Raw genomic sequence first — 23,664 nt, 5'->3', positions numbered from 1 at the left:
AGTGTGCGCACCAAGGGGAGCCCCGGCAACGGGCTGAGAAACCGCTGGCATCTGCAGCGCGGTGACCCTTCGAACCTGATCCGGATCATGCCGGCGAAGGGATGGGATCTAGCGCCTGCCTTCTTTGCCGGTCTCACTGCGAGGCCGCTACATGACTGCCCCACGTTTCACCGAACACCTGCGCAAACAAAGCGAACCCACCTGGTCGGCCGCCGTCGGCCACCGTTTCGTCACCCAGCTGTGCGACGGCAGCCTGCCGGACCCGGTGATGGTGCGTTACCTGGTGCAGGACCATCGCTTCATCGACAGCTTCCTGACCCTGCTCGGCGCGGCCATTGCCACCGCCGACACCTTCGATGCGCGCCTGCGCCTGGCGCGTTTCGCCGGCATGATCGCCAGCGATGAAAACACCTATTTCCTGCGCGCCTTTGAGGCACTGGGCGTGAGCGAGGCGCAACGCACCGCGCCGGCCGACACACAGCCCACGGCCGGCTTCAAGGCGATCATGCGCCAGGCGGCGGCCACCCGATCCTATGCGGCAGTGCTGGCGGTGCTCAACGTGGCCGAGGGCCTGTACCTGGACTGGGCGCTCAAGGCGCCCAGGCCGCTGCCGGAAAACTTCGTGCACGCCGAGTGGATCACCTTGCACGACAACCCGGCCTTCGCCGACTTCGTCGCGTTCCTGGGCGCCGAACTCGACCGTGTGGGCCCCCAGGAAGAGGCGCTGAGCACCGATTTCTTCTTGCGTGCCGTGGCGCTGGAGCTTGAGTTTTTCGATGCCGTGTACCCACAGGGGGAGTGAACGATGGATATTTTCGACCGTTTGAAAGCTGCTGCACCGACCGAGTGGGCCAGTTACGTGGACCACAGCTTCGTGCGCCAGATGGGCCAGGGCAGCTTGCCCGAAACGGCGTTTCGTACCTACCTGGTGCAGGATTACCTGTTCCTGATCCAGTTCGCGCGGGCCTGGGCGCTGGCCGCGTACAAGAGCCGCCGGCCTTCGGACATCCGTGCCGCCCAGGCGGGGCTTGCGGCGATTCTGGACGAGACCGACCTGCATGTACGCCTGTGCGCGCGCTGGGGCTTGTCCAAGGCTGACATCGAGGCCGCGCCGGAGCACCAGGCCACCGTGGCCTATACGCGCTTCGTGCTCGATTGCGGCGCGGCGGGCGACTTGCTGGACCTGCATGTGGCGCTGTCGCCCTGTGTGATCGGCTACGCCGAGATCGGCCGGGCGCTGAGCCCCGACGGGGTGGCGGCGCTGGGTGATCATCCGTACCGCGAGTGGATTGGCGAGTATGCCGGGGAGGGGTATCAGGGCGTGGCTGCTGCAGCGCGCCTGCACCTGGACGAGCTGGCGGCGCGCAGCATGACCGAGCAGCGCTTCACCGAGCTGGTGGCGATCTTTGCCCAGGCGTCGCGGCTGGAGGCGGATTTCTGGCAGATGGGGTTGGCGGCGCGGTAGAACGGCGTGGCGCAACGGCGCTCCTGGCACCGAGCGCCGCTCGCGCGGCGCTTCGCCGGCATCCCATCGCGGTGACATTGCCCCTTATCAGCTAAGGTTGCCTGCTTACGCATGATAAGGACCCATCATGAACTACCTGCACCCGCAGCCCCTGCTGGCCACCTTGCTGCTGCTCGGCAGCCTGCCCGCCCTTGCGGCCTTGCCCGGCGCCCCGGCCTATATCGATGACAGCGACTACCCCGAGGCCGCCAAGCAACGCATTCTGCCGGCAATGTTCGAGCAGACCCTCACCAGCACCCGCTATATCGCGCCCGCCGGCAACCCCCTGATCACCGTCGCCGAAGCCACCGGCTTTGCCGACACCAGCACCTACGCGCAAACCCGCGATTACCTTCAGCAACTGGTATCCGCCGCCAATGGCGCCATCGTGCTCAGCGAGCTGCCGGAGAAAAGCGCCGAGGGCCACCCGATGCTGCTGGTGGTGGCCTCGCTGGAGGCCGACAAGTCACCCGCCGCGCTCAAGCGTTCCGGCAAGCCGACGCTCTTTATCGAGGCCGGTATCCACCCCGGCGAGTCCAACGGCAAGGACGCGATGTTCATGCTGCTGCGCGACATGACCACCGGCAGCAAGCCGCTGGCCGGCCTGCTGCAGAAGGTCAACATCCTGTTCATCCCCAGTGTCAACGTGGACGGCGATATCCGCCGCAGCGCCTATGGCCGAATCAACCAGAACGGCCCCCGCCAGAGTGGCTGGCGCGTGAACGGGCGCAACCTCAACCTGAACCGCGATTTCACCAAGCTCGACAGCGCCGAGATCCGCAACGTGGCCTGGGTGTTCAACACCTACGAGCTGAGCTTCTTCGCCGACACCCACTCCACCGATGGCGCGATGTACCCCTACGACAGCTCGTATTGCCATAACGGCAATGGCTGGTCGCCGGCCAGCAGCGCGTGGATGGACACGGTGATGCGTGCGCCGGTGTACCAGGCGCTGGAGGGCGAGGGGCATGTGGTGCACGAGTGCATCAGCATGAACGACAACCAGGACCCGACCCAGGGCTACTACCCGTACCGCACCGACCTGGCGCGCTTCTCCAACCAGTACGGCGATATCCGCAACGTGCCGTCGATTCTGATCGAGCAGCATGCACTGCACCCGTACCAGACCCAGGTGCTGGGCAACTACGTGATGCTCAAGACGATGTTCCAGGTGATCGGCGAACAGGCCGCTTCGCTGCAGCAGGCCATTGCCAGTGACCGTGCCCGGCTCGCGGCCCAGCGCGAGGTGGTGCTGACCTGGAAGCCGGGCAAGGAGGAGCAGGTGGATTTCAAGGTGGGCGACTACCGCTACGAACAGTCGCCGATCACCGGTGCCAGGACGATCGTGTGGAGCAACGTGCCCAAGCCGCTGACGGTGCCGGTCACTGGCAACACCGAGCCCGACCTGGTGGTCAAGCGCCCACGCCAGTACGTGGTGCCGGCGCAGTGGGCCGAGGTGATCGCGCGGCTCAAGGCGCATGGCATCCGCATGCGCACCCTCGAGCAGCCCACGGCGATGGCGGTGACGCTGTACCGCATGGATGAGGTGAAGGTGGCCGGTGGCTTCGAGCCGGACCGTGCGGCAGCCAACGAGATTCCGGGCTATGAAGGGCATCTGCTGGTCAGTGGCGTGGCCAACCCGCTGGAGCGTATGCAGACCTTTGCGGCGGGTTCGGTGCTGATCGACGTCGACCAGCCGCTGGGCGTGCTGGCGATCAATCTGTTGCACCCGCAAAGCCCCGACTCGTTCTGGGCCTGGGGTTTCTTCAACGCGACCCTGGTGGCGGCGGAGGAGCCAGAGGAATACGTGATGGAGCCGATGGCGCGCAAGATGCTGGCCGCGAGCCCGGCACTCAAGGCCGAGTTCGAAGCCCGCCTCAAGGACGACAAGGCGTTCGCCGACAGCCCGAGTGCGCGCCTGCACTGGTTTTACCAGCGCACGCCCTTCTATGACGTGAATGCATTCGTGTACCCGGTGGGGGCCGTGTACTGAGTTAAAGGAAGCGCCAGCCGTGCCGATGCAGGTGTGGGCCACCGCGACCATTGCGGTGGCGTTGCCTTGTCAGGACGTCCATGAAGACCAGCCTTACCCTTGCCATCACCCTGCTGTACGCCTCGCTGGCGTGTGCCCAGGACATGAGCCAGCAGATTGCACAGCCGCTCAAGTACGCAAGCCTTGAAGAAATGAACCTTGGCGAGTTCGTGCAACAGAGCCGCTATGCGTCGACCTTGAGCGCGCTGCGCATGGACTCCGAAGCCGGTGATGCCAATGCCACGCTGGACCTGCTGGAGGCACTGACCGGCAACAAGGACCTCAAGCCCCAGGACCTCGACGCGGTCAAGCAACTGCTGGAAATCGCCGCCGTGCAGAAAGCCGACGGTGCCAGGTTGCAAGCAATGACGGCCCGCTACAGTGCACTCAAGACCCAGGGTGTGGCGGTGTCGACAACGCCTGCACGGCCAGCGCTGACCCTCGACTACAGCGGCGACTCGCTGGACGACATCTCTGGCGTGAAAGGCTGTGGCGATGCGCAGACGGCGCAGACCACGGCGTGCTTCGCGGCGTTCAACAAGGCGTTGAAGGCCGATTACACGGCGCTCAAGCAGTACAACCTGGCCCTGGGCTGGTCGGCGCAGCGGTTTCAGCCAGATGCCCTGCAAGCCAAGGCAAGCAAGGCCTGCGGGCGCTTCGACTACTGTCCGACCACCACCTTGTACGTGATGAACCAGACGTTGCTGCACGAAACCAACGAAGTCCGCTTCCCCAAGACCTACGAGCAGGCGGTGTATCAATTGCTCACTGTGCCGGTGGCCACTGTGCAGCGCACGCAAAAGGCCAACTATGAAAAGGCAGTGCAGGCCAACTTCGAGCAGGCCCGCCAGCAACGCTATGCCTACCGCGAACGCGCCGGTCAGTCGGCGGACGCCCTGGTCATCTACGCGTTGCGCATGGATGCGGTGATTCTCGAGCGGCCCAACTGCACCGCGTTTGCCAACCAGGCCTATGAAATGGCCTTCAACGTCCACAACAGGGTCGTTGCCGAGAGCGAGCTGGACCGCATCAACCGCTCGATCGTGCAGACGCAGTGCACGCTGCGCTAGGGGCCATCAGCTCGAAGCGGGCAGGGCCGCCACCGCATCGACTTCGATCTGCATGCCGTCCAGTGCCAGGCGCGGCACGGGTATCAGGGTGCAGGTCGGTTTGCTGAGCTGGCCCCAGGCGGCGTTGGCAGCCGCCACCCACAGCGCCAGCCTGGCTTCGCTATGGTCCACGATCAGCAGGGTCAGCTTGAATACATCGGCCAGGCTCGCACCTCTGGATTCCAGCGCGGTGCGCAGGTTGAGCAGTGCCTGGCGCGCCTGTTCGGCAAAGTCGGGCGACAGCGTACCGGCAGGGTCTTCACCCCCCTGGCCGGCGATGTACAGCAGCTTGGCGGCGGTGCTGACCTCGGCCACGTGTGAATAGGCATTGGCGCTGGGGTCGTACAGGCCTTCGGGGTTGGACAACACAAATACAGCGGGTTGGCTGGTGCTCATGGGGCGACTCCACTCAAGGGAGGCGCAAGGGTAAAACCTCAAGTTAGGTTGAGGTCAAGCACCTGTTTTCAAGGGCGCCGCACGTTCTTCAGTAGTGTTTGAGAAATAGGCGCTGCGAAGGCACCGGCCCCTTGATCAGTCGGATCAGGTCGCTGGCCTGCAAGGTGAACGGCTTCGAATAGTAGTAGCCCACAAAGAAGCCGGACGCCTTCATGGTGCATGGCAGTACCGGCTTTCTTGCCAGCATGTCGAGGGCCGCTGCGTCGCTCAGGTCGCGGTACTGGTCTTTTTTCTGAAAGCTCAGTTTCGAGGTGAACAGGCCATCACGGGGCGGTCGGTCATCGCGTTCGATCTCACCGATCAGCGAATACGTCATGCGGTGGTCATAGGCGAGGTTCTCATCCTCGGTGATCGAGCATTCGATGCGCGTGCCCAACTGGCTGGTCTTGCCCCGGAAGGCGTCGAGCACATCCACATCTGCCGCGAAGGTCAGGGTGTACACACTGTGGTTGCTGTCGAGCTGCTTTTGCAGGGAAATCGGTTCGACCGTGGCCTTGGCGCGCGGGATGAACAGTGAACAGGCACTGAGCTGGGCAGCCAGCAGGCCAAGTACGATCAGTGGAAGCAGGCGCATGTGTCATCCATGGGGGCGGGAGGGCGCCTTGATACACCAGTTGGTCACGCTGCGCCAGCGGTTCACGAGGCATCGCACAAAGCGCCGTGACACTTGCCGCAGAGTGCCTGCTAGGGCATCCTGCGCGCCCGCCACACTCATGGAAGAAGGGCGCATGCCTGTGTTTCACCGCTTCGCCCTCGGCTTCACGCTGGCCGCCGGTGCACTGTTGAGCAGTGGCTGCGTCAAGGACCACGGCATCGACCCGTTGCCCCTGCGCTTTGTGTCGTTCAGCGACAACCCGTATCGCTACGACCTGCGTTTTCAGGCCGACGAAGACCTGCTCAGCCTGTTCGAACGCCACACCGGCAATGGCCAGATCAGCGAGCGGCTGGTGTGCGCGCTGGACGGCGACGAGAACTTCGACCTCGAGCACGTCATCACCTACAACCTGTCCGGCTCGCCCGAGTTCGAAAGCCGCGCGCCCGATGGCAGTTTCAACTACCTGGCGCAGATGAGCTTCGACAAGACCCTGCCGAGCCGCTCCAGCAGCACTGAACTGACCCGCGAAACCATCCAGCGCCTGCTCGAGAACAGAACCACAATCCCGTGCAAGTTGTACATCACCGCGTTCCCGTATCACGCGTACTTTTCACTGGTGATGCGCATCCCGGTTTCGGTGCTGCTGGCCGAAGTGAACAAGCACGACTACAGCCCGTACATACCACCTTTTGTGTGGGCCGCGCCGACGCTGGACGACGCCACGCCGCTGGCACCCTTCGCCAGGCAGGTCGAGGCGCCGCTCTACAGTGCACGCCTGCCCATCACCGACAGCGAAACCGGCAGGCCGCTGCCACGCGTGGCCTACGTGATCCAGCGCAAGGACGGGTATCTGGAATACGGCACCAGCGATGCCGAGGGCTACACCCACGAGGTGATCTCGCTGACCCGGGAAACCATCAAGCTTTACCTGGTGGACTAGGGGTATCATCCCCGGCTGAATTTGCCCTACTGCGCTAGAGGAACCCCACGGTTTGCCTGATTCACTGCACGCATCGCTCCACAACCCCCTGCTGCATTACCTCGCCCGACTGGCCCCGTCGAGCCAGTTGACCATGAAGTACATCCTGCAGGACGCCGCCGACCGTCTGGACTTCGAGGACATCGACATCAAGGAGGTGCCCTGGCACTTGCTCGAACCGGGGCATGTCACTGCGCTGGTGGCGGCGTTGCGCGCCGACGGCTATGCGCCCAACACCACGTCGCTGTACGTCAACGCGATTCGCGGGGTGATGAACGAAGCCTGGCGCCTGGGCCTGATCAGCCAGGACCAGCTGCTGCGCATGCGCACGGTCAAGGCCGCCCAGGGCACGCGCCTGCCGGTGGGGCGCAACCTCAAGCGCACGCTGATCCGCGAACTGATGGAGGCCTGCGCTGCCGACCCGCGCCCGCAGGGGCTGCGCGACGCGGCGGTGATCGCCTTGCTGTACGGCACCGGCATGCGCAAGAGCGAGTCGGTCAACCTCGACCTCAAGCAGATCGACTTTGCCGAGCGCAGCCTGCAGGTGCTGGGCAAGGGCAACAAGCAGCTGATCAAGTACGCCCCGGTGTGGGCCTTCGACAAGCTCAATGCCTGGCTGGAGTTTCGCCGCTCGCAGCTGCCCGAGGGCCAGGCCGACGATACCTTCCTGTTCAACCGCATCCGCCGCGGCAGCCATATCACCCGCGAGCGCATCACCAAGCACGCGATCTACTACATCGCCCGCCAACGCGGTACCCAGGTGGGCGTGAAGATCATGCCCCACGATTTTCGCCGTTCGTTCATCACCCGGGTGATCGAGGAGCACGACCTGTCGATAGCGCAGAAGCTGGCGCATCACAGCAACATCCAGACCACGGCCAACTACGACATGCGCGACGACAACGAGCGGCGCCGCGCGGTGGACCGCTTCGACTGCTAGCTACCGGCGGGCCAGGCCCGGGTGTTGATTCGGCTGGGCCGGGCTGGCCATTGCCAGCTGCTGCCGGCACGGCGCAACCATAGCCCGCTGCCGCTGGGCAGCAGGCTGGGGGTGCCCAGCCGTGGCAGGACCTGTACGTCAGCCGCGTAGGCGTTGACCTGGGAGCCCCTGTGCAGATGATCGACACTGAACGTCCCGGAGTGTGCGCGGACTTCACCGCTCGGGGTTTCGACGATCAGCGGGCGCGGGTCGCTGCTGGCCTGCACCAGCACTTCGCCGTCGTGCAGCACCAGGCGTCGTTGCTGCGCGGTGAAGCGGATGTCCACATGGGTGGCGTGGTTGAGCGCAAGCTGGCTGCCATCGCTCAATTGCAGCAGGCGTGTCTGGGCCGGCCCGGTGCGTTCATCGGCCATCAATTGGCGCCATGGCACGATGTTCTGCGCCAGGTAGGCGCTGCCAAGGATTGCCAACAGGCAAGCGCCAAGGCGTTTCAGGCGAGGGTCAGACACGGGGAGCCCCAGGTGGAAGAGGCTGGGGATGATAGGGGCAGCAGGGGCGGCACTCAAGCGGTTGCAGTGCTTGGGCCTTCGCCGGCAAGGCCGGCTCCTACAGGGTGTGTATCGCCGGTAGGAGCCAGCTTGCGGGCGCAGCGGTCAGCTGCCAGCCGGGCCGCTGACACCGCCGCTGTTGTTGCTTTCGGAGCCTTCGTGGCCATTTCTCTCGGAACCGGTGCCCTCGGGCATCTGCCCACGGGTGTCATCGGTGTTCATGCCGCCCTGGCGGCCGTCGTCGTTGCCCTGGGTACGTGGGTCGGTGCCGTTGGGCATGGACGGCTCGTTGGACGGGGCCGGTACATCCACCCCGGCCCCAGGAAGGGTGGAGTTGGGCACGCCGTTGCCGGGGGCAGGGTTGGTCGGGCCGGTACCTGCGGCCAGGGCCACGGTGGCCTGGGCGCCCAGCAGCGCGGCGAACAGCAGAGCGGTGATCGGGGTGCGGGTCATGGTCGAACTCCTTTCATGTGGGCTACCTGACATTGGTCCGTCGTCATGCGCCGAGGGTGCGGCGTGAGCGACGGACGGTCTAGTCGCGACCCCGCATGAAGAAGCCCGCCACGTACTTGCGGAAGGTGTCCAGGCCTTTGAAATCGGCAAAGCGCCTGAAGTTTTCCGTTTCGGGCTCCGGGCCCAGCGGCTGTTCGGTCAGCGACACGGACAGCACCCGGTCCTGGTCGGAGCTGAGCACCAGTTCGTCCATCACCCGACCGCCGATCACCGGCCGGCGCATCACCACCTTCACACCCTTGCCGGCCATCCAGTCGATCAGCGAGACGAGCATCTTCAGCGGTTCGCGCTCTTCGTCGCGGTACACCGGGAACAGGTGAGCGCGCGACAGCACCGGCACGCTGGCCACATGGATCAGTTCGTAGAAGTGGCTGCCGGCGGTGGCGGGGGAATAGATGGCCAGCGCCAGCAGCGGGCCGGGGGTGCGGCTACCGCCCCACAGCAGGTGGTGGCCCTGGAAGTCGAACCCGTCTTCGCTGCGTTCGGTGAGCACCTTGCGCGCCTTGATCTGGCTGACGCAGTCCAGCAGCAGGCCATGGCGCCGATGTGTGCCGAACACCGTGGCGTCGCGCAGACGTGCCTTGAGCATCATCATGTGCTTCATGTCCAGGCGGGTTTCCAGGTAGTTGCTGGCGGGCACGCGGTCGATCAGCGGGTAGCGGGTGGCGACGCTGCGCAGCTCGGCGAACTGGGCGGTCAGGTCCTTTTTGAGGTGGGTGGCGTAGACGTTCAGGCCGCTGGCTTCGATCAGGGTCAGCAGCAGCGAGAGCAGGCGATGCTGTTCGCGCCTGTCGCCGCTGCCGTTGCCGTCGCCGCTGCCGGCAGCGGCACGCTGGAAATCGCCGATCAGGCGCAACGACGCGTCCGGTGCCAGCCAGGCCGCCGGCGGGGTGTCGGCCTCGTTGTGGCTGGCGTCAGTGTCGCGTTCGTCCTTGGTGAAGGCACAGCCCGGCGCATGTTCGGCGGTGCCGGGGTTGTTCTTGAGAAACAGCGTGCCGGTGCTGCCGTTGAGGTTGACGTTGAGTACCGGCATGCTTTTGGGCTGGCATTCGCAGGCCAGCCACTGCCCGGCGGCGCGTACCTTCATCAGCAACTGGTTGGCCTGCAGCAGCCGTGGGCCCTCCAGGGCGCCCAGCACGAACCCGCGCAGCAGTTCCTCTTCGGCGGGGGTAAGGGTGCGCACCAGCGCGGCGTTTTTCTCGATGATTCGCATGGACGATCCTGGCCAGCCTTCCTGTGCCTGCCACCTTAATTCAAAGCCCTGCACGCGACCATCGCCGCGTGCAGGTGGCGTTCATTGCGGGCTGAACATTTTTGCCGCGCGGGCGCGGATTTCCTCGACCGACACGTCTTCGACGTGGGTGGCGACGAACCAGAGGTTGCCGAAAGGGTCCTTGAGGGTGCCGCTGCGGTCGCCGTAGAACTGGTTCTGCACGGCGTTGACCTGGGTGGCGCCGGCCTTCAGCGCCTGGGCGAAGGTAGCGTCGACATCTTCGACGTACAGGTGCAGGCCGATGGCGCTGCCCTGCAGGGATTGGCTGCTGGTGAGCCCGCCGGCCTGGTCGCAGGGGTCGGCCAGCATCAGCGAGGAATCGCCGATTTTCAGCTCGGCATGGCCGATACGGCCATCGGGGGCGTCGAGGCGGAACATTTCGGTGGCGCCAAAGGCGGCCTTGTAGAAGTCGATGGCCCTGGCAGCGTCCTTGATGCCCAGGTAGGGGGTGATGCTGTGCTGACCGTCGGGGATGGGTTGGGTGGCCATTTTTTCCTCCATTGGTACGCAAAAAGTGTGTTGCCTACACGGGCCCTATCGCGGGTCAAGCCCGCTCCCACGTGTTCATCACTGCCTTTGTGGGAGCGGGCTTGACCCGCGATAGGTGCGCCGCGATCCAAGCCTATGCTTGTACCGTTTTGCCCACCACGCAATCAGAAGATGTAGTCAGTCGTCAGGAAACTCGACTCGCGGTTGCGGATGATCTGGCTGATCAGCTGTTTGTTGGCCTCCTGGAACTTGGTGGCCACCAGGGTGCGGATCGAGAACACGCGCAATGCATCATGCACCGACAGGGTGCCTTCGGCCGAGTTCTTGCGCCCGTTGAAGGGGTAGGTGTCCGGCCCGCGCTGGCACTGGGCGTTGAGGTTGATGCGCCCGACCTGGTTGGCGAAGGTGTCGACCAGCCGGCCCACGGTGGCCGAATCGGTGCCGAAAATGCTCAACTGCTGACCGAAATCCGAATCCAGCACGTAGTCGATCACTGTCTGCAGGTCGCGGTAGGGCACCACCGGGATCACCGGCCCGAACTGCTCTTCGTGGTACACGCGCATCTGCGGGTTCACCGGGTACAGCAGCGCCGGGTAGAAGAACGAACCGCGGCTCTGGCCGCCGCCCTGGTTGATCACCCTGGCACCGTGGGCTACTGCATCGGTTACCAGGCCGCCCAGGTAGTCGACCTTGCCTGCTTCGGGCAACGGGGTCAGGCTGACGCCCGGGTCCCATGGCATGCCGGGCTTGAGGTCGGCCAGCTTGCGCTGGAACTTGTCGAGAAAGGCGTCCACCACCTGCTCGTGCACGAACAGGATCTTCAGCGCCGTGCAGCGCTGGCCGTTGAACGAGAGGGCGCCGGTGACCGCCTCGTTGACCGCGTTGTCCAGGTCGACCTCGGGCAGCACGATGCCCGGGTTCTTGGCGTCCAGCCCCAGCGCGGCGCGCAGGCGGTGCGGGCGCGGGTGAAGCTTCTTCAGGTCGCTGGCGGCCTTGTTGGTGCCGATGAAGGCGAACACGTCGACCTTGCCGCTGGCCATCAGCGCGCTGACGGTCTCGCGGCCGCGCCCGTAGATGACGTTGATCACCCCGGCCGGGAAGCTGTCGCGAAACGCCTCCAGCAACGGGCGAATCAGCAGCACGCCGAACTTGGCCGGCTTGAACACCACGGTGTTGCCCATGATCAGCGCCGGGATCAAGGTGGTGAAGGTCTCGTTGAGCGGGTAGTTGTAGGGGCCCATGCACAGCGCCACGCCCAGGGGCGCGCGACGGATCTGGCCGAGGGTGTCCTGCTCCAGTTCGAAGCGACTGGAGCGCCGGTCGAGTTCCTTGAGGGCGCCGATGGTCTCGACGATGTAGTCGCAGGTGCGGTCGAATTCCTTCTCGGAGTCCTTGAGGTTCTTGCCGATCTCCCACATCAGCCACTTGACCACCACCGCGCGCTGCTCGCGCATGCGGGCCAGGAACGCCTCGACATGCTGGATGCGCTCGGCCACGCGCATGTTCGGCCACACGCCGCGGCCCTTGTCGTAGGCACGCACGGCGGCGTCCAGGGCGGTGAGGGCGGTATCGGCGTCCAGCAGCGGGGCGCTGCCGAGTATCACCTGCTGCTCACCGTCGTCGGTCTTGAGCCACACCGGGCTGCGCACCGTGGCCAGCGGGCCTTCCCAGCGGTGCAGCTGCCCATCCACCAGGTAGTCGCGCTGCTCGAGCGGGTCGCCCAGGCGATAGGCCTCGGGGATATCCGTGGCAGCGGGAAACAGCGAGTCCAGACGATCCATGACGCAATACCTCTTTTCCATGGTGAATGAAACGTTTCAGCCGAGCATAACGCCGGCCCCGGCACAAAAGCCAGCCTGGCCCGGGTGCGCTCCGGGCCGGCGCTCGCCTGTCAGTCGATGGTGCCTCGCGCCACTCCCTCGGTCAGGGTTCTGCGCAGGTCGACGAGGCGTTGTTCGTACACCTGCCGCAAGCGCTGCGCCTCCACCAGCAGTTCACCTTCGCTCAGCGTTTCGGCTGCCTGCTCCAGGCTGTCGTCCAGCGCTGCCCGCGAGGCGGCGAACTGTGCGGCGAAGCGTTCGCGCAAGTGGTGCTCCCATGCAGGGTAGACCGGTTCCTCTTCATGGTTCATGGCCAGTACTTCGTCCAGGCCGTGGGAGGTGGTCGGGTCAACCGCCAGCAGCAGGTTGCGCTGCTGTTCTATCCAGGCTTCGCCCGGCAGCGGCATCACATCGACCAGTGCGTCGATGATCACCGGCTCGTCGGCACGCGCCGCCTGGGCCAGGTCCAGGCCCGGCAGCCGGGTGATACGTTTGAGCGCCCACTGGTAGAGCGTCGCGTAGCTGTCTTCGGACATGTTGAACGAAAGGCTCAGCACGCCGAAGCCGAGCTTTCTGAGACGCACGTGGTTGACGATGGTCGCCAGCAAGGTGCGCGAGCGGGTTGCCAGGTCCGGGATGGCCAGGGCCTGTGACACCTCGCCCAACTGTTCGAGGTCGAGCAGGGTGCCGCCTGTGCGGGCGAGAATCTGCTCACGCAGGGGCGCATTGGCGTCCATCCAGGTCAGCAGACGCCACAGGCGGCGCCGGTAGGTCAGTGGGGCGACGATGTAGGGCGGGCTGTCGAACATGGCACGCAGGTCCCGGAAGAACCCCGACGGCAGGCTCTGCTGCAGTCGTTGCCAGCTGGCCCGCTGTTGTGGCGTGGCGTCGTCGAGCAGTTCGTTGTAATCGATCTCGGCCACCAGCAGGTCGATACGGTGGGTGGTGTAGTAGGCATCGGCCGCCTGCAGGGCAGCATCGCTCAGCGGATTGTGTTCCAGGCGCAGCGCCCGGGCCAGCGGAGGTGAGAGGATGGCGGTCGGTGGCAGCTCCTGCAGCTGGTTGCCGGACAGGTCCACCAGGTTCGGCGCGTCCAGCTGATCGAGCCCTGCCGGATAGCTCGCCAGGCTGCAGTTGTACAGGTCCACGCCCTGCAGCCGGTTCAGGCGGGCGAAGTCGGGCGGGGTGGCCAGCGGGTTGTTCGCCAGGCTCAGGTCGCGCAACTGCGGGTAACCTTCGAGGGCGTGCTGCAGGTGCTCGTCCCAGACCAGGCGGTTGTTGGCCAGGTCCAGCACGCTGAGCCGATCACCCAGCCCGGTGGGCAGGCTGGTGAGTTCGCAGCCGTTCAGGCTGACGCGCTGCAGCTGGGTGAAGTGGCGCAGGAAGGCGTCAGGCAGCCGGGTCAGGGAGTTCTGCTCCAGTGACAGCTCATTCACGTGATCGAAGTTGGCCTCCAGCGCAGGGAAGCTTTCCAGGTCGCCGTCGGTCAGGTCCAGGTAGTCCAGGTTCAGCTGAACGGTGGTTTCGCCATCGGCGACCTCGCGCACCGACAGGCGCTGCCAGGCGGCGATGATTTCTTCCCGCGCCGATTGCCGGGCTGTACTGGGCAGGGCCCACAGGGTCAACGCGCTTTTCAGGCGTTGCAGGGTTTGTTCGAGCGTGCGCAGCCGCGCCTGTGCCGGAATCTCGCTGGCCTCCCAGGCCGCCAGTGTGGCACGCGCCTCTTCGCCGCTGGCATGCGGATAGAGCGTGCGGTAGCGGGCCTCCTGTGAAGAGCTGGCAGCCGACACCGGCGGGTAGCCGGGGCGATCACTGCCCCCCAGCAGGCGTGCTTCGCTGGCCCAGCCGCGGACCTCGCCGGACCACAGCCAGGTGGCAAGTTCGCTGCGGGGGCGTTCGAGCATCGACAGCACGCGTTGCTGCAGCGCCGCCCTGGTGTCCAGGCCCAGCACCTGGCGATAGCGGGGAGCGATGCTGTCATGCAGGGCCGCGAACAGGTCGTCGCCGGGCGCGTGCAGCGGGAGGTCGTCCTTGAAGGTCTGGTAGCCTTCTGCACCGTGCACCAGAACCCTGCGCTGCGCCTGGGTGGCACGACCCACGCGCTGCAGCAGAGGGCCGCGCGGGCCACCACTGCGTGCTTCCAGCACCACCGAGGCGTCCCAGCCAGGGGCGTGCTCCAGGCACAACAGCGCCAGGCGCGTGCTTTGCGGCGTCGCCAGGGCTGGCCAGTACAGGCCTTCGGTCGCGCGTACCAGGGGAACACGGGCGGCCAGCGTGGCGGCCTCTTCCAGCAATTTGGTGGGGATGGCTGCCGGTGGCACCCAGCGTGCCAGCCGGGCCGGGCCGACAGTGTCCAGCAGGCTGCGGGCCAGCACCGGGCTCAACCCGGGCAAGCGTGCGCACAGGGCCGTGATGTGCGGCTGCGGGGGCACCAGGGCCAGGTAACGCTGCTCGAACAGGGCCTTGCCGACGTTGCCCGTGACGTTTTCGGCGCGCAGTTGCCGGGCGATCCTGAGCCGTTGCAGCGTATCGGCCAGCAAGGGTGGCAGGCCCAGATTGGCGGCGTGCAACCGACGCAGCGCGTCTTCGCGGGTGCCGCTGACCTGGCAGGCCTGTTCGAGTTCTGCATCGCTCAGGCCTTGCGCAAGCGGGCCCAGACGGCGCAGCAGGGTGGCCCGCGACCAGCTCAGCGGCTGTTCATGCACGCTGCGCCAGGCACCCTGGCCGTTGTGCTCCAGCGCGGGGCGATAGGCGTCTTCACGCTCGGGGTGGCGCAGTTGCCATTGCTGCTGGTGCGCATCGAACTGCTGCTCGTACAGGTCGGCGCCGAGCCTGATGTAGTGCCGGTCCGCGTGCCGGTACTGGCCCTGGTCGTTGGCTGTCACCTCGGCGGGCAGCGACGTGTCCAGCCGGTAGGGTGCCAGGTCGGGCAGGTACAGGCGCGTACTGCCATCGGGCAGTGGCACTTCGATCAACGCATCGACCAGCGCTGGTGCTGCCTTGAGCGCCAGCACCGAACCGGCCAGCATGCCGGCAGTGATCGCCACCGACTGCAGGTGCGCCATGGCGCCCTCGACGTCGCCGTTCTGCCAGTCCTCCACGCCTTCATACACCTCCTTGATCAGCTGTACCGCAGTGACCGCCAGCATGACCGGGCCCAGCGCCGGCACGAACATCGCCGCGGCATTGAGCACGTTCAGCGCGCGTGTCTCCCATTGTTCCAGGCGGGCCTTGCGCGCTTTCTCGTCGGCTTCAGCGGTGGGCACCATGAGTACCCGTGCTTCATCCTTCAGGCGTTGCAGGTGGCGGTCCTGCTCCTGCGAGTGCCACGGTCCGTCCTTGTCGACCACCTGCCGGGCCAGGTTGTGTCCGAGCACATCGAACAGGTGTTGCTGCTGTTGCAGCGGTACGTAGCGCTGAAACAGTCTGCGAAACCCGGGGTGGTTGAGGCGCCCTTTGAGGTAGCGCTCCAGCGCCGGCATCGACGCATGCTCGGTGAGGGCATCGTCCGGGTCGCCGGGCAGGTACAGCAGCAGGCTGTCTGCCTGCTGCTCAGATGCCAGGGCAAACAGCAGGATGTCGTGCAACGGTACGCCGCTCATGCTCAGCAGGCTCGCCTGCACTGGCGGGGCCTCGGCGCCTGCTGCGGCGGGCGCGTCCAGCAGCGCCAGCAACCGGCGGCAGGCGGTTGGCCCGATGCGCTGGCGCGCTTTCGCCACGGTGACCTCCAGGCGCAGCAACTGGCGATTGGCATCGATCGAGTCGCGACGCACCCTGTCTTGCGTGGCAGGTGTTTCGAACACTGCCTGCAGGTGCTGCTGGTAGCGGGCGCCCAGGTCCAGTTCGCGGCACAGGCGGGCGAACACGGCGGGTGACAGGCGATGGCGGGTATAGCGGTAGGCAAGCCCGGCGTCAGTCAGGTCGAGGTGGAAATGGCCTTGCAGGGTGATCGCACTCTTGCCGAGGAAAGTCACGTCGTCACCGAAGTTCTGCAGCGCTGCCTGCAGCAGGCTCTGCTTCTGGTAGGTGGTACGTGTGGCGAGCTGCCAGAGGTCGGCCTCTTCGTGAAACTGCACCAGGTCGGTGGTGTGCAGGTTCAGGGTTTCGCCAAGTTCGGCGTCAAGGCGCGCCTGCAGCAGCGGCTCGGCAAATGCCAGCAACCCCTGGAAGGCCTTGAGGGTGCCTGCCAGTGTCTGGCTGGCCCGCCGATAGCGACGCCTGGCTGCACGCACGGCGTCACGCTGATCGGGCAGGCCGTTGGCCAGCCAGTCCGGTTCGGCATCGGGGATGACATGGGTCAGGGCCAGATGGCGCCGAAGGTCTTCGGCGTCCTGGGCGCTGGTGTGTTTCAGCCAGGTGGGCAGGCGCTGGACGATGAACGGTGAGTGGGGAATGCGTGAAGGGGAGGTAGGCATGGTCGTGCTCCGGTCCGTGGACCGACAGCACAACCGATCAGCCGGGCGAAGCGGTGGTAGTTATCTGTTGGAGGCAGTGTCCAGGGTGCTCTGGCGCGCCTCGCGCAGCGACGCGTAGCCGACCCTGGGCACGCCCGCCAGGCGCTGGTCGAGCAAGGCCTGCAAGGACTCGCCACTGCCCAGGTAGGCATCGCCGAAGTCGTGACTGCCCAGGGCACTGGGGTGCGCCACCACTTCGAGCACGCCATGGCGCGGGGCCAGGCCGTCACGCAGGTCGACCGGGGTACACACATGGTCGGCGGTCAGCCTGGCCAGCTGGCGCAGGCGCCGGTTGAGCAACGTCTTGAACAGGCGTTTTGCCGGGCCGATGTTGTGCCCCACATTGCGGGCCAGGCGTATCGGCACCCCTTCGCGGGCGGCGAAGCGGGCGACGATTTCGCCGATGGGCCACAGGTTGTGCACGTGCTGGTGGGAGTCCAGGTGGCTGGGGGTCAGCCCATGGTCCAGGCAGCGCTGCCATTGCGCGGCCAGTTCCTCGTGCACCGCCTGGCGGGCCGCGCGCCCCAGCCACAGGCGCTTGCGCGACAGGCCCAGGTCGAACTCGCCCTCGGCATTGCAGAACTGCGCCAGCGCGCGGATCGGCTCGCTAAGCGGGCGCCCGTAGGTCAGGTTGAAATGCAGGCCCACGCGCCCGCGCAGGGCCGGTTGCTGGGCCAGCGCGCAGGCGGCCTTGAATGCCGGCATGCTGGCCATGGCGGTGGCAGAGCTGATCAGGCCGCACTGGAACGCGCGCAGGATCACCGCGTTGGTGTGTTCGTTGAGGCCAAAATCGTCAGCGTTGACTATGACTTGGGACGGCATCCGGGCGCTCCTGTGCTGTCGGTGTGGCAGTGGGGGAAGTGGCAGGTGCCGGCACGGGCTGCTGTTGGCGGCGTTTGATCCAGGGCTTGATGCGTTGCCACAGGCGCAGCGCCATGCCCAGGCACAGGCCCGACGGGCGCCAGCTGTAGAAACTGTGGCGCAGGTGCTCGACCTGGCCGGTCATGCGCTCATGCAGCTGGTGGCTGGAGTTCTCCAGGCTCACCCTTGAAGCGTCGATCCACGTCCAGCCTTCGTCCAGCCCCCAGTCGATCCATTCCTGCAGCAGCACCCGGCCGCTGCCAAGGTCGGCATACTGCGGCACGAAGGCGAGGTTGTAGTCGTACAGGCGGCCCCGTTCGAGCAGGCCCAGGCGGTAGCTGATGCAGCGCCCGTCCAGTTCCAGCACCACCAGGCGCAGACGGCCATCGGCCGCCAGCGCGGTGAAGGCCTGGAACATCCACTGGCGCTGCGCGGGCACCGAGAAGATGCCGACCCCGTCGTCGCCTTTCCAGCTCACGGCCTCGACCGCGCTGACGGCTTCCAGCCAGGAAGCTGCGTTGGCGGCATCGGGGGTTACTCGGCGCACCTGTGCACCGCAGGCGGCGATGCGCTTGCGCGCGCGGCGCAACTTGTAGCGCGGGTCGCCACTGACTTCCTGGCGGTCGGCTTCGCTTATCTGGTGCACCGGCGCACGGCAGGCGGTGCGCTGTTCGTGGGTGGAACTGCGGCGTGCCCACTGCTGCAGCCAGGGCGAATCGCCCGTTACCTCGTTGAGTTGCAGCAGGGCATGGGGCAGGCGCGTGCGAATGGCTGCCAGTACCTGGCCGGCGGCACTGGTCGGCAGGTCGATGAGCAGGCCGATGCGGTCGCTCATGGGGTAGCCCAGGTGGTGCACCACGGCAAAGTCCAGCGGCCCGTGGCGCTCAAGGGTGCGGACCAACGGCAGGCACAGCACCAGGCGTCCTTGTGCGTGCCCCAGCAGTACCTGCAGGTGCTGGCTGGCCGGCAAGGCAGCCTCGGCGGCGCGCAGCCAGGCCAGGCTGTTGAAGGGGGTGGCATCGGGCAGCCGCTCGCGCAACTGCTCGTAGGCGTCGGCGGGGAAGTCGTCGGCACGCAACGAGGCGTGCCAGGTAAAGGTCAGGGTCATCGGTTCAGGACACCGTGGCAGTAGTGCTGCGCGGCGCCGGTTTGCGCAAGGCATCCAGGCGCGAGCCGCTGTAGCGCGTTTCGCGGAAGAATTTCCAGCGACCGAACAGGCAGTACACGTGCATCACACGGCCCTGCTCGACGTAGCCCATGCGCAGGTGCAGCTTGAGCGCCGGAATGTTGTGGGTCTCGCACACGTCGACCACCTTGTCGCAGCCCTGTTCGGCCATGGCGCGCCACAGGGCCAGTTGCAGGTCGACCGACAGCGACGTACCCCAGTACTGGCGCGCCAGTTCACCGCCGAACTCGAAGAACTCGCCCGGCTCGACCGGGAACCAGCAGCCATAGTAATGACGGTCGTGGTAGTGACGCGGGCTGCCCCAGATGAACGCCACCACGTGGCTGTCTTCGTCCAGGAACATCAGCCCGGTATGCCCTTCGGCCGCCAGTTCACGCATGGTTTCGACACGGTCGCCGAAGTGCTTGGCAAAGCCTTGCACGTTGTGCACCGTGATGCGCTCCACGCGTAGCGGCGCATAGGGCTTGAGGGTATGCGGCGGCACCGGGCTGACCAGGTCGCGCTCCATCCACAGCAGCTCCCAGTGAAAGAACACGTAGCGCTTGTACGCGCTGCGAAGGGTGGCGCGCAGGCCTTTCTGGTGTACGCGCTGGCTGAACTTGCTGACGATATTCATGGTGGCTCCCGTATCCGGCAGGGGAAGAGATCTTCGGCACTGTGTTCATGAGGCGCTCCATCGCAGGGCAAACAGGGTCTGCCCGGGCAGTTCGAAACGTACCTGGCCGTGCTGGCAATCCAGTGCCGCGTCGCGTGGCTGGTTGTCCGGCCCGAACAGGGTGAGCGTGGCAGCGGCCTGCGGGCATCGGCTGGCCGGGGTGGCGAAGCTGACGTGTTGCAGGCGTTCGCCCTTGTTGACGCCCAGCAGGCTGCGCTGTGCGCCGCGTGCCATGGCCAGTGCATCGACCTCGAAGGCGTCGTTGTCCAGGTGCAGCACCTGGTCGAGCCAGTGCTGGGCGATGAACTGCTGGGCCAGGCCCACCGGCTTGAGTTCGAAGCGGTTGTTGCCCAGCACCTTGACCATGCCTTTGGGCCACTCGGGCTCGTCGGCGATGTGGAACCAGTTGAGCATGTCCAGCAGGCCGTCCTGGGAGGCATTGATGACCACCGAGGCCCACCATACGCCGGCATAGTGGGTGTTCTGCTCGTACAGGCTCAGGGTCGAGCCACTGGACAGGTTGGTCTGGTCGAGCAGCAGCGCCTTGCGCGGGCGACCGTTGGCGTCCAGCCCCACCAGTTCGGCGGCGCGGCGTACCGAGTCGCGGTAGGTGCGGGTGGCGAGCAGGTCGCGGACCATCCACTCGTGCCAGGCCATGGCGTCGATCTGCGGTTCGAATTCCTTGAGCAGGCGCCGTGCCCAGTCCAGGCCGACGCGCTGCGCCGCATCGCCGCGCAACGGGCCGTTGACCAGCCGCGAGCTGGCCGGCATGGCGATGCGCACGCCGGCTTCATGGGCGCCGGGGTAGGCGCGCACACGCTGGGCCATGGCCGCGAAGAAGGTGCGGTAGGTGGCGTAGTCGGCGTAGTTGAGGTTGGGTTCGTCGGCAAAGGCGATGTAATGCAGGCCCTTGCCGCCCAGGGCGACGCTGGTGGCCAGCCAGTCGTCCAGCGCGCCATCGTTGGCGCGGCTGCGCATCAGGTCGGACTTGCGCCCGGTGGCGGCCATCAGGGTGATGTCGTGGTGAATGCCGAAGCGCTCCTGGTACAGCTGGCGAAACGGCAGTTCGTAGCGCGGCTTGCGTGCCAGCACGTCGGCAAAGGTGTAGTAGCCGGCGGCCTGCAGTTGCAGCGCATCGATCACCGCATGGCTGGACGGTGGCGGCATCACGTAGGGCAGGTTGTTGCCTAGCCTGGGCGTGGGGCCCAGTACCTTGGCACTGCTGCGCAGGCTTACCTGGCCGTCGCGGTGCACCAGTGGGGCGAGGTCCTGGGGGCGCAGGGCGAACAGGTTGGCGCTGCCGTCCAGCCAGAAGGCCACCTTGCCGGTGCCTTCGAAGTTCAGGCGCCATGTCTGGTCCTGGGCGCTTGCGGGCAGATTCACCTGATCGAACTGCCAATAGGCCCGGTGTTCGAGCAGCGCCAGCTTGAGGCGCTTGCCATCGTCCACGCGCTCCAGGGTCAGGTTGCGCACACCGTCGTGATACTTGCCGGCAAGCACCGCCGTTTCACCGGCTTTCACGCGAAAGTACAGGGTGGTGGCGCGGTCCGTTTCGAGGCTGAAGTGCACCTTGGCGGGGGCGAACTGGGCGCTGGTGGTGTCGTCGTATTCGAGGCGGTAGCGCCTGAAACTGTAGCCGGGGATGGCCACCTGGTAGGTGCCGGTGCCGGCGGTGAGTGGCCAGCTCAGCTGGCCGCGGCCTTCATGGGGGGCAATGATGCGTTGCGCATCGAGCTTGCCGGTGGCGTCGAGCAGGTACACCTGTTCCTGGTTGGCATCGGCCTGCCAGGCCGGCACCCAGCTCAGTTGCAGCGGGGCGCTGCGCTGCGGAGCCAGGTACAGGCTGCCGTCGCGAATATCCGGCCAGCGCAGGGTGGCGGCGTGGGCAGTGGCGGCCAGCAGCAGGCCGGGTAACAACATCCATGTACGTTTCATACCGTTCTCCGTTGCAGCATCTGGCGCAAAGGCAACAGATCGCTAGGCAACACAAACAAGGTCCGCAGCAACGGTACGCCGCTCAGCCTGCAGTACAGCACGAGCATGGCCACCGTCACCCCAAGGTAGGCGATGGAGGAGGCCAGGGCCGCACCCGCGATGCCAAAACGGGGAATCAGGACCACGTTGAGAATCAGGTTTGCCGCCGCGCCCACCCCCATCATCAGCGAGACCGCGCCGGGGCGATTCTTGCCCAGCAGGTCCAGGCGCAGGATGCTTGCGTAGCACAGGCCGAACAAGCCGGGAAGCAGTGCCAGCAGGGCCGGGTAGGCCGGCTGGTAGGCCGCGCCGAACAGGGTGACGATCAGCCATTCGCCCACCAGGGCCATGCTCAGGCAGGCCCCCAGCATCACGGTGGCAGTCAGGCGCAGGGCCAGCGGGGTGAGCTTGTCCATGCCGGCATCCTGCTGCAGCAGGCGCTTCATCAGCGGGGTGGTGACGGCCTCGGGGATGATCAGCAGCAGTTCGGCGGCGGCGCTGGCCATGGCGTAGTGCCCCAGGGCGGCGCTGCCCAGGAAGGCACTGATGAACAGGTAGTCCGAGCGCAGGATGACCTGCTGGAACAGCACGTCCGGGTGGCTGCGCGCACTGTAGGCCAGCAGCTCGCGCTGCCCGCCGCGGTTCCAGCACAGCGTGATGTCGTGCTGGCGGCCCAGCCACACCAGGCCCAGCAGCGCAACCAGCCCCAGGCCCAGCAGCCAGCTGATCAGCGCGGCCTCCAGCGCGGCGTGCTGCCACATCCAGAACATGCCCACGAACAGCAGCAGCGGCACCAGCGATTCGGTCAGGCGCAGTGCGTTGAATGCGCCCACCCCGCCGGTGGCGTTGTGCAGGGTGAGCAGGCCGCTCTTGAGCACCGTCAGCGGAACCGCCAACAGCAACAGCCAGGCCAGCAGGCCCAGTTGCAGGGTCACTTCCAGTTCAGTGCCGAATTCGCGCATCAGCGCCACGCAGATCAGGGTCAGCACCCCGGCCAGCAGGCACCCGTAGATCAGCACCTGGCTCAGCAGCAGGCCCATCGAGCGTTGCTGCGCCGCCTGATAGCCCACCGCGGTGTTCAGCCCGCCGCTGGTGGCGGCACTGATCAGGTCGGGCAGGGTGCTGAGCAGGGCGAACAGGCCGCGCTCGCTGGGCCCCAGGATGCGCGCCAGCAGCACGTTGCGCGCCAGGCGCAGGGCGATCATCGCCAGGCGTGTGCCCATGCTCAGCAGCAGGTGGCGCAGGTAGTTGCCACGACTCATGAGCGGCCTCCGCGGCTGATGCGCCAGGCCAGCAGCGAGGGGCGGCTGGCGTTGCGTTGGCTGACGCCGATGCGCGGCAACGCCAGTGGGTCGTCATGACCCTGGCAGATCCCGGCGCGGGTGCTCAGGGCGAAGGGGTAGCGATGGGCGGCCAGGCGAGCGCGTACCCGGGCGTCATGGTCGCCGTTGGGGTAGCAGTACACCGGCAGCGGCTGCTGGCAGCCTTGCTGCAGGGCGTGGTGGCTGCGGCTGAGTTCTTCATCCAGGCGCTGGTTGTCCAGCCCCGGCAGCAGCGCGTGACTGGCCCCGTGCGGGCCGAAGCTGATCAGCCCGGAGCCTTCCAGTTCGCGTACCTGCTGCCAGTCCAGGGCCTGGGGCAGGGATTCGGCCGGGCAGGCGTCTGTCAGTTGGTGCAGGGCGGCCGGGCTCAGGGTTTTGAGGCTTTGCAGGTAGCCGGCCAGCGCCTGGCTGCGGGCGCTGGGCCGCTGGTTCATGAAGTAGGCAGCCGGCAGCGGCCGGCCGATCTTGCGCAACGCTTCGATCAGGGTGTGGCGCGGGCCTTCGCCATGGCTGCCCCACAGGGTTTCGCCCAGGCTCTCCCACCAGAAGCGCTGGCGGCTGCCGATGTAGTCGGTGGACAGGAAGATGCTGGCCGGTACCTGGTACTGCTGCAGCAACGGGAACGCATTGAGCGCGTTGTCGCGCCAGCCGTCGTCGAAGGTCAGGGCAACCTTGGGGCGGCTGTCGCCCCTGGGCTGCTGATGGTCCTTGAGCAGGTCCATCAGGTGCACGCAATCGAAGTGCTGGCGCAGCCAGCGCAGCAGGCGCTCGAAGGCCTGCGGGCCCACGCACAGTTCGTTGCGATGGGGCAGGGCCGCGCTGGCGTCGTCGGCCAGCACCCGGTGCAGCATCAGGATGACCCCGGCGCCGCGCAGCTGGCTGCGGCCCTTCGGGGAGTGCAGGTACAACCAACCGCTGGCGCGCTTGAGACTGGTCTTGATCGGCATGAAGGCA

General features: G+C 66.3%; 20 protein-coding genes and 1 riboswitch. Of the genes, 6 read left to right on the top strand and 14 right to left on the bottom strand.

Features of this window, described 5'->3' with window-relative positions; translation table 11 throughout:
* The first annotated feature begins 3 nt into the window (after nucleotides 1-3).
* Nucleotides 4-119, top strand: a riboswitch (TPP riboswitch).
* A gap of 32 nt (nucleotides 120-151) precedes the next feature.
* The 4 genes from ACPRTJ_RS24680 to ACPRTJ_RS24665 all read left to right on the top strand — a co-directional run bounded on the left by ACPRTJ_RS24680 (nucleotide 152) and on the right by ACPRTJ_RS24665 (nucleotide 4,606).
* Complete coding sequence (locus ACPRTJ_RS24680) at nucleotides 152-802, top strand: TenA family protein (protein ID WP_123753066.1); 651 nt, start codon at nucleotides 152-154, stop codon at nucleotides 800-802.
* 3 nt (nucleotides 803-805) lie between these two features.
* Entirely contained in the window at nucleotides 806-1,465 is a 660-nt protein-coding gene (locus ACPRTJ_RS24675; RefSeq protein WP_043860584.1) for a TenA family protein, read from the top strand.
* 127 nt (nucleotides 1,466-1,592) lie between these two features.
* A complete protein-coding gene (locus tag ACPRTJ_RS24670) occupies nucleotides 1,593-3,497 on the top strand; it encodes a M14 family metallopeptidase (protein ID WP_426427458.1) in 1,905 nt (634 codons plus the stop codon).
* Between the two features lie 80 nt (nucleotides 3,498-3,577).
* Complete coding sequence (locus tag ACPRTJ_RS24665; protein WP_058540233.1) at nucleotides 3,578-4,606, top strand: hypothetical protein; 1,029 nt, start codon at nucleotides 3,578-3,580, stop codon at nucleotides 4,604-4,606.
* A gap of 6 nt (nucleotides 4,607-4,612) precedes the next feature.
* On the opposite strand, the gene ACPRTJ_RS24660 is transcribed toward ACPRTJ_RS24665, so the two are convergent.
* Together ACPRTJ_RS24660 and ACPRTJ_RS24655 are read right to left on the bottom strand one after the other, a co-directional pair.
* On the bottom strand, nucleotides 4,613-5,041 hold the full coding sequence (locus ACPRTJ_RS24660) for a RidA family protein (RefSeq protein WP_054914449.1): 429 nt from the start codon (nucleotides 5,039-5,041) through the stop codon (nucleotides 4,613-4,615).
* 88 nt (nucleotides 5,042-5,129) lie between these two features.
* On the bottom strand, nucleotides 5,130-5,675 hold the full coding sequence (locus tag ACPRTJ_RS24655; RefSeq protein WP_043860588.1) for a hypothetical protein: 546 nt from the start codon (nucleotides 5,673-5,675) through the stop codon (nucleotides 5,130-5,132).
* Between the two features lie 154 nt (nucleotides 5,676-5,829).
* Between ACPRTJ_RS24655 and ACPRTJ_RS24650 the strand changes: the two genes are divergently transcribed.
* Together ACPRTJ_RS24650 and ACPRTJ_RS24645 are read left to right on the top strand one after the other, a co-directional pair.
* Nucleotides 5,830-6,636 (top strand): hypothetical protein, encoded by an 807-nt coding sequence (locus ACPRTJ_RS24650; RefSeq protein WP_043860589.1) that lies wholly within the window; start codon nucleotides 5,830-5,832, stop codon nucleotides 6,634-6,636.
* Between the two features lie 133 nt (nucleotides 6,637-6,769).
* Entirely contained in the window at nucleotides 6,770-7,615 is an 846-nt protein-coding gene (locus ACPRTJ_RS24645) for a site-specific integrase (protein ID WP_229590266.1), read from the top strand.
* Here ACPRTJ_RS24645 and ACPRTJ_RS24640 read toward each other — a convergent pair.
* The 12 genes from ACPRTJ_RS24640 to ACPRTJ_RS24585 all read right to left on the bottom strand — a co-directional run bounded on the left by ACPRTJ_RS24640 (nucleotide 7,612) and on the right by ACPRTJ_RS24585 (nucleotide 23,657).
* Nucleotides 7,612-8,124 (bottom strand): FecR family protein, encoded by a 513-nt coding sequence (locus tag ACPRTJ_RS24640; RefSeq protein WP_054914451.1) that lies wholly within the window; start codon nucleotides 8,122-8,124, stop codon nucleotides 7,612-7,614. The two genes, ACPRTJ_RS24645 and ACPRTJ_RS24640, sit on opposite strands and share 4 nt — an antisense overlap.
* Before the next feature lie 144 nt (nucleotides 8,125-8,268).
* On the bottom strand, nucleotides 8,269-8,616 hold the full coding sequence (locus ACPRTJ_RS24635) for a hypothetical protein (protein WP_043860591.1): 348 nt from the start codon (nucleotides 8,614-8,616) through the stop codon (nucleotides 8,269-8,271).
* 79 nt (nucleotides 8,617-8,695) lie between these two features.
* Nucleotides 8,696-9,889: a hypothetical protein gene (locus tag ACPRTJ_RS24630; RefSeq protein WP_426427455.1), complete on the bottom strand. Its 1,194-nt coding sequence runs from the start codon at nucleotides 9,887-9,889 to the stop codon at nucleotides 8,696-8,698.
* An 81-nt stretch (nucleotides 9,890-9,970) separates the two neighbouring features.
* Nucleotides 9,971-10,438, bottom strand: coding sequence for a VOC family protein (locus ACPRTJ_RS24625; RefSeq protein WP_043860593.1), 468 nt, complete (start codon nucleotides 10,436-10,438; stop codon nucleotides 9,971-9,973).
* Nucleotides 10,439-10,602: 164 nt separating this feature from the next.
* Nucleotides 10,603-12,219, bottom strand: a complete 1,617-nt coding sequence (locus ACPRTJ_RS24620) for an NADP-dependent glyceraldehyde-3-phosphate dehydrogenase (protein WP_058540227.1) — start codon at nucleotides 12,217-12,219, stop codon at nucleotides 10,603-10,605.
* Between the two features lie 110 nt (nucleotides 12,220-12,329).
* Nucleotides 12,330-16,673: a dermonecrotic toxin domain-containing protein gene (locus tag ACPRTJ_RS24615; protein ID WP_426427453.1), complete on the bottom strand. Its 4,344-nt coding sequence runs from the start codon at nucleotides 16,671-16,673 to the stop codon at nucleotides 12,330-12,332.
* Between the two features lie 60 nt (nucleotides 16,674-16,733).
* Nucleotides 16,734-17,534 carry a carbohydrate deacetylase gene (locus ACPRTJ_RS24610; RefSeq protein WP_213607417.1) on the bottom strand — a complete coding sequence of 267 codons (801 nt, stop codon included), beginning with the start codon at nucleotides 17,532-17,534 and terminating at the stop codon, nucleotides 16,734-16,736.
* Nucleotides 17,506-18,681, bottom strand: a complete 1,176-nt coding sequence (locus tag ACPRTJ_RS24605) for a GNAT family N-acetyltransferase (protein ID WP_353227218.1) — start codon at nucleotides 18,679-18,681, stop codon at nucleotides 17,506-17,508. Before ACPRTJ_RS24605 ends, ACPRTJ_RS24610 begins: the two co-directional genes overlap by 29 nt.
* Before the next feature lie 4 nt (nucleotides 18,682-18,685).
* On the bottom strand, nucleotides 18,686-19,375 hold the full coding sequence (locus ACPRTJ_RS24600) for a GNAT family N-acetyltransferase (protein WP_043860598.1): 690 nt from the start codon (nucleotides 19,373-19,375) through the stop codon (nucleotides 18,686-18,688).
* A 45-nt stretch (nucleotides 19,376-19,420) separates the two neighbouring features.
* Entirely contained in the window at nucleotides 19,421-21,349 is a 1,929-nt protein-coding gene (locus tag ACPRTJ_RS24595) for a hypothetical protein (protein ID WP_426427450.1), read from the bottom strand.
* Entirely contained in the window at nucleotides 21,346-22,650 is a 1,305-nt protein-coding gene (locus ACPRTJ_RS24590) for an oligosaccharide flippase family protein (RefSeq protein ID WP_054914457.1), read from the bottom strand. Before ACPRTJ_RS24590 ends, ACPRTJ_RS24595 begins: the two co-directional genes overlap by 4 nt.
* Complete coding sequence (locus ACPRTJ_RS24585; protein ID WP_415377459.1) at nucleotides 22,647-23,657, bottom strand: polysaccharide deacetylase family protein; 1,011 nt, start codon at nucleotides 23,655-23,657, stop codon at nucleotides 22,647-22,649. The genes ACPRTJ_RS24590 and ACPRTJ_RS24585 overlap by 4 nt, the downstream gene beginning before the upstream one ends.
* Between the last annotated feature and the right edge of the window lie 7 nt (nucleotides 23,658-23,664).

Source organism: Pseudomonas palmensis (assembly GCF_049942755.1).
Taxonomy (GTDB): Bacteria; Pseudomonadota; Gammaproteobacteria; order Pseudomonadales; family Pseudomonadaceae; genus Aquipseudomonas; species Aquipseudomonas palmensis.
This window is presented reverse-complemented; position numbering and strand designations above follow the sequence as displayed.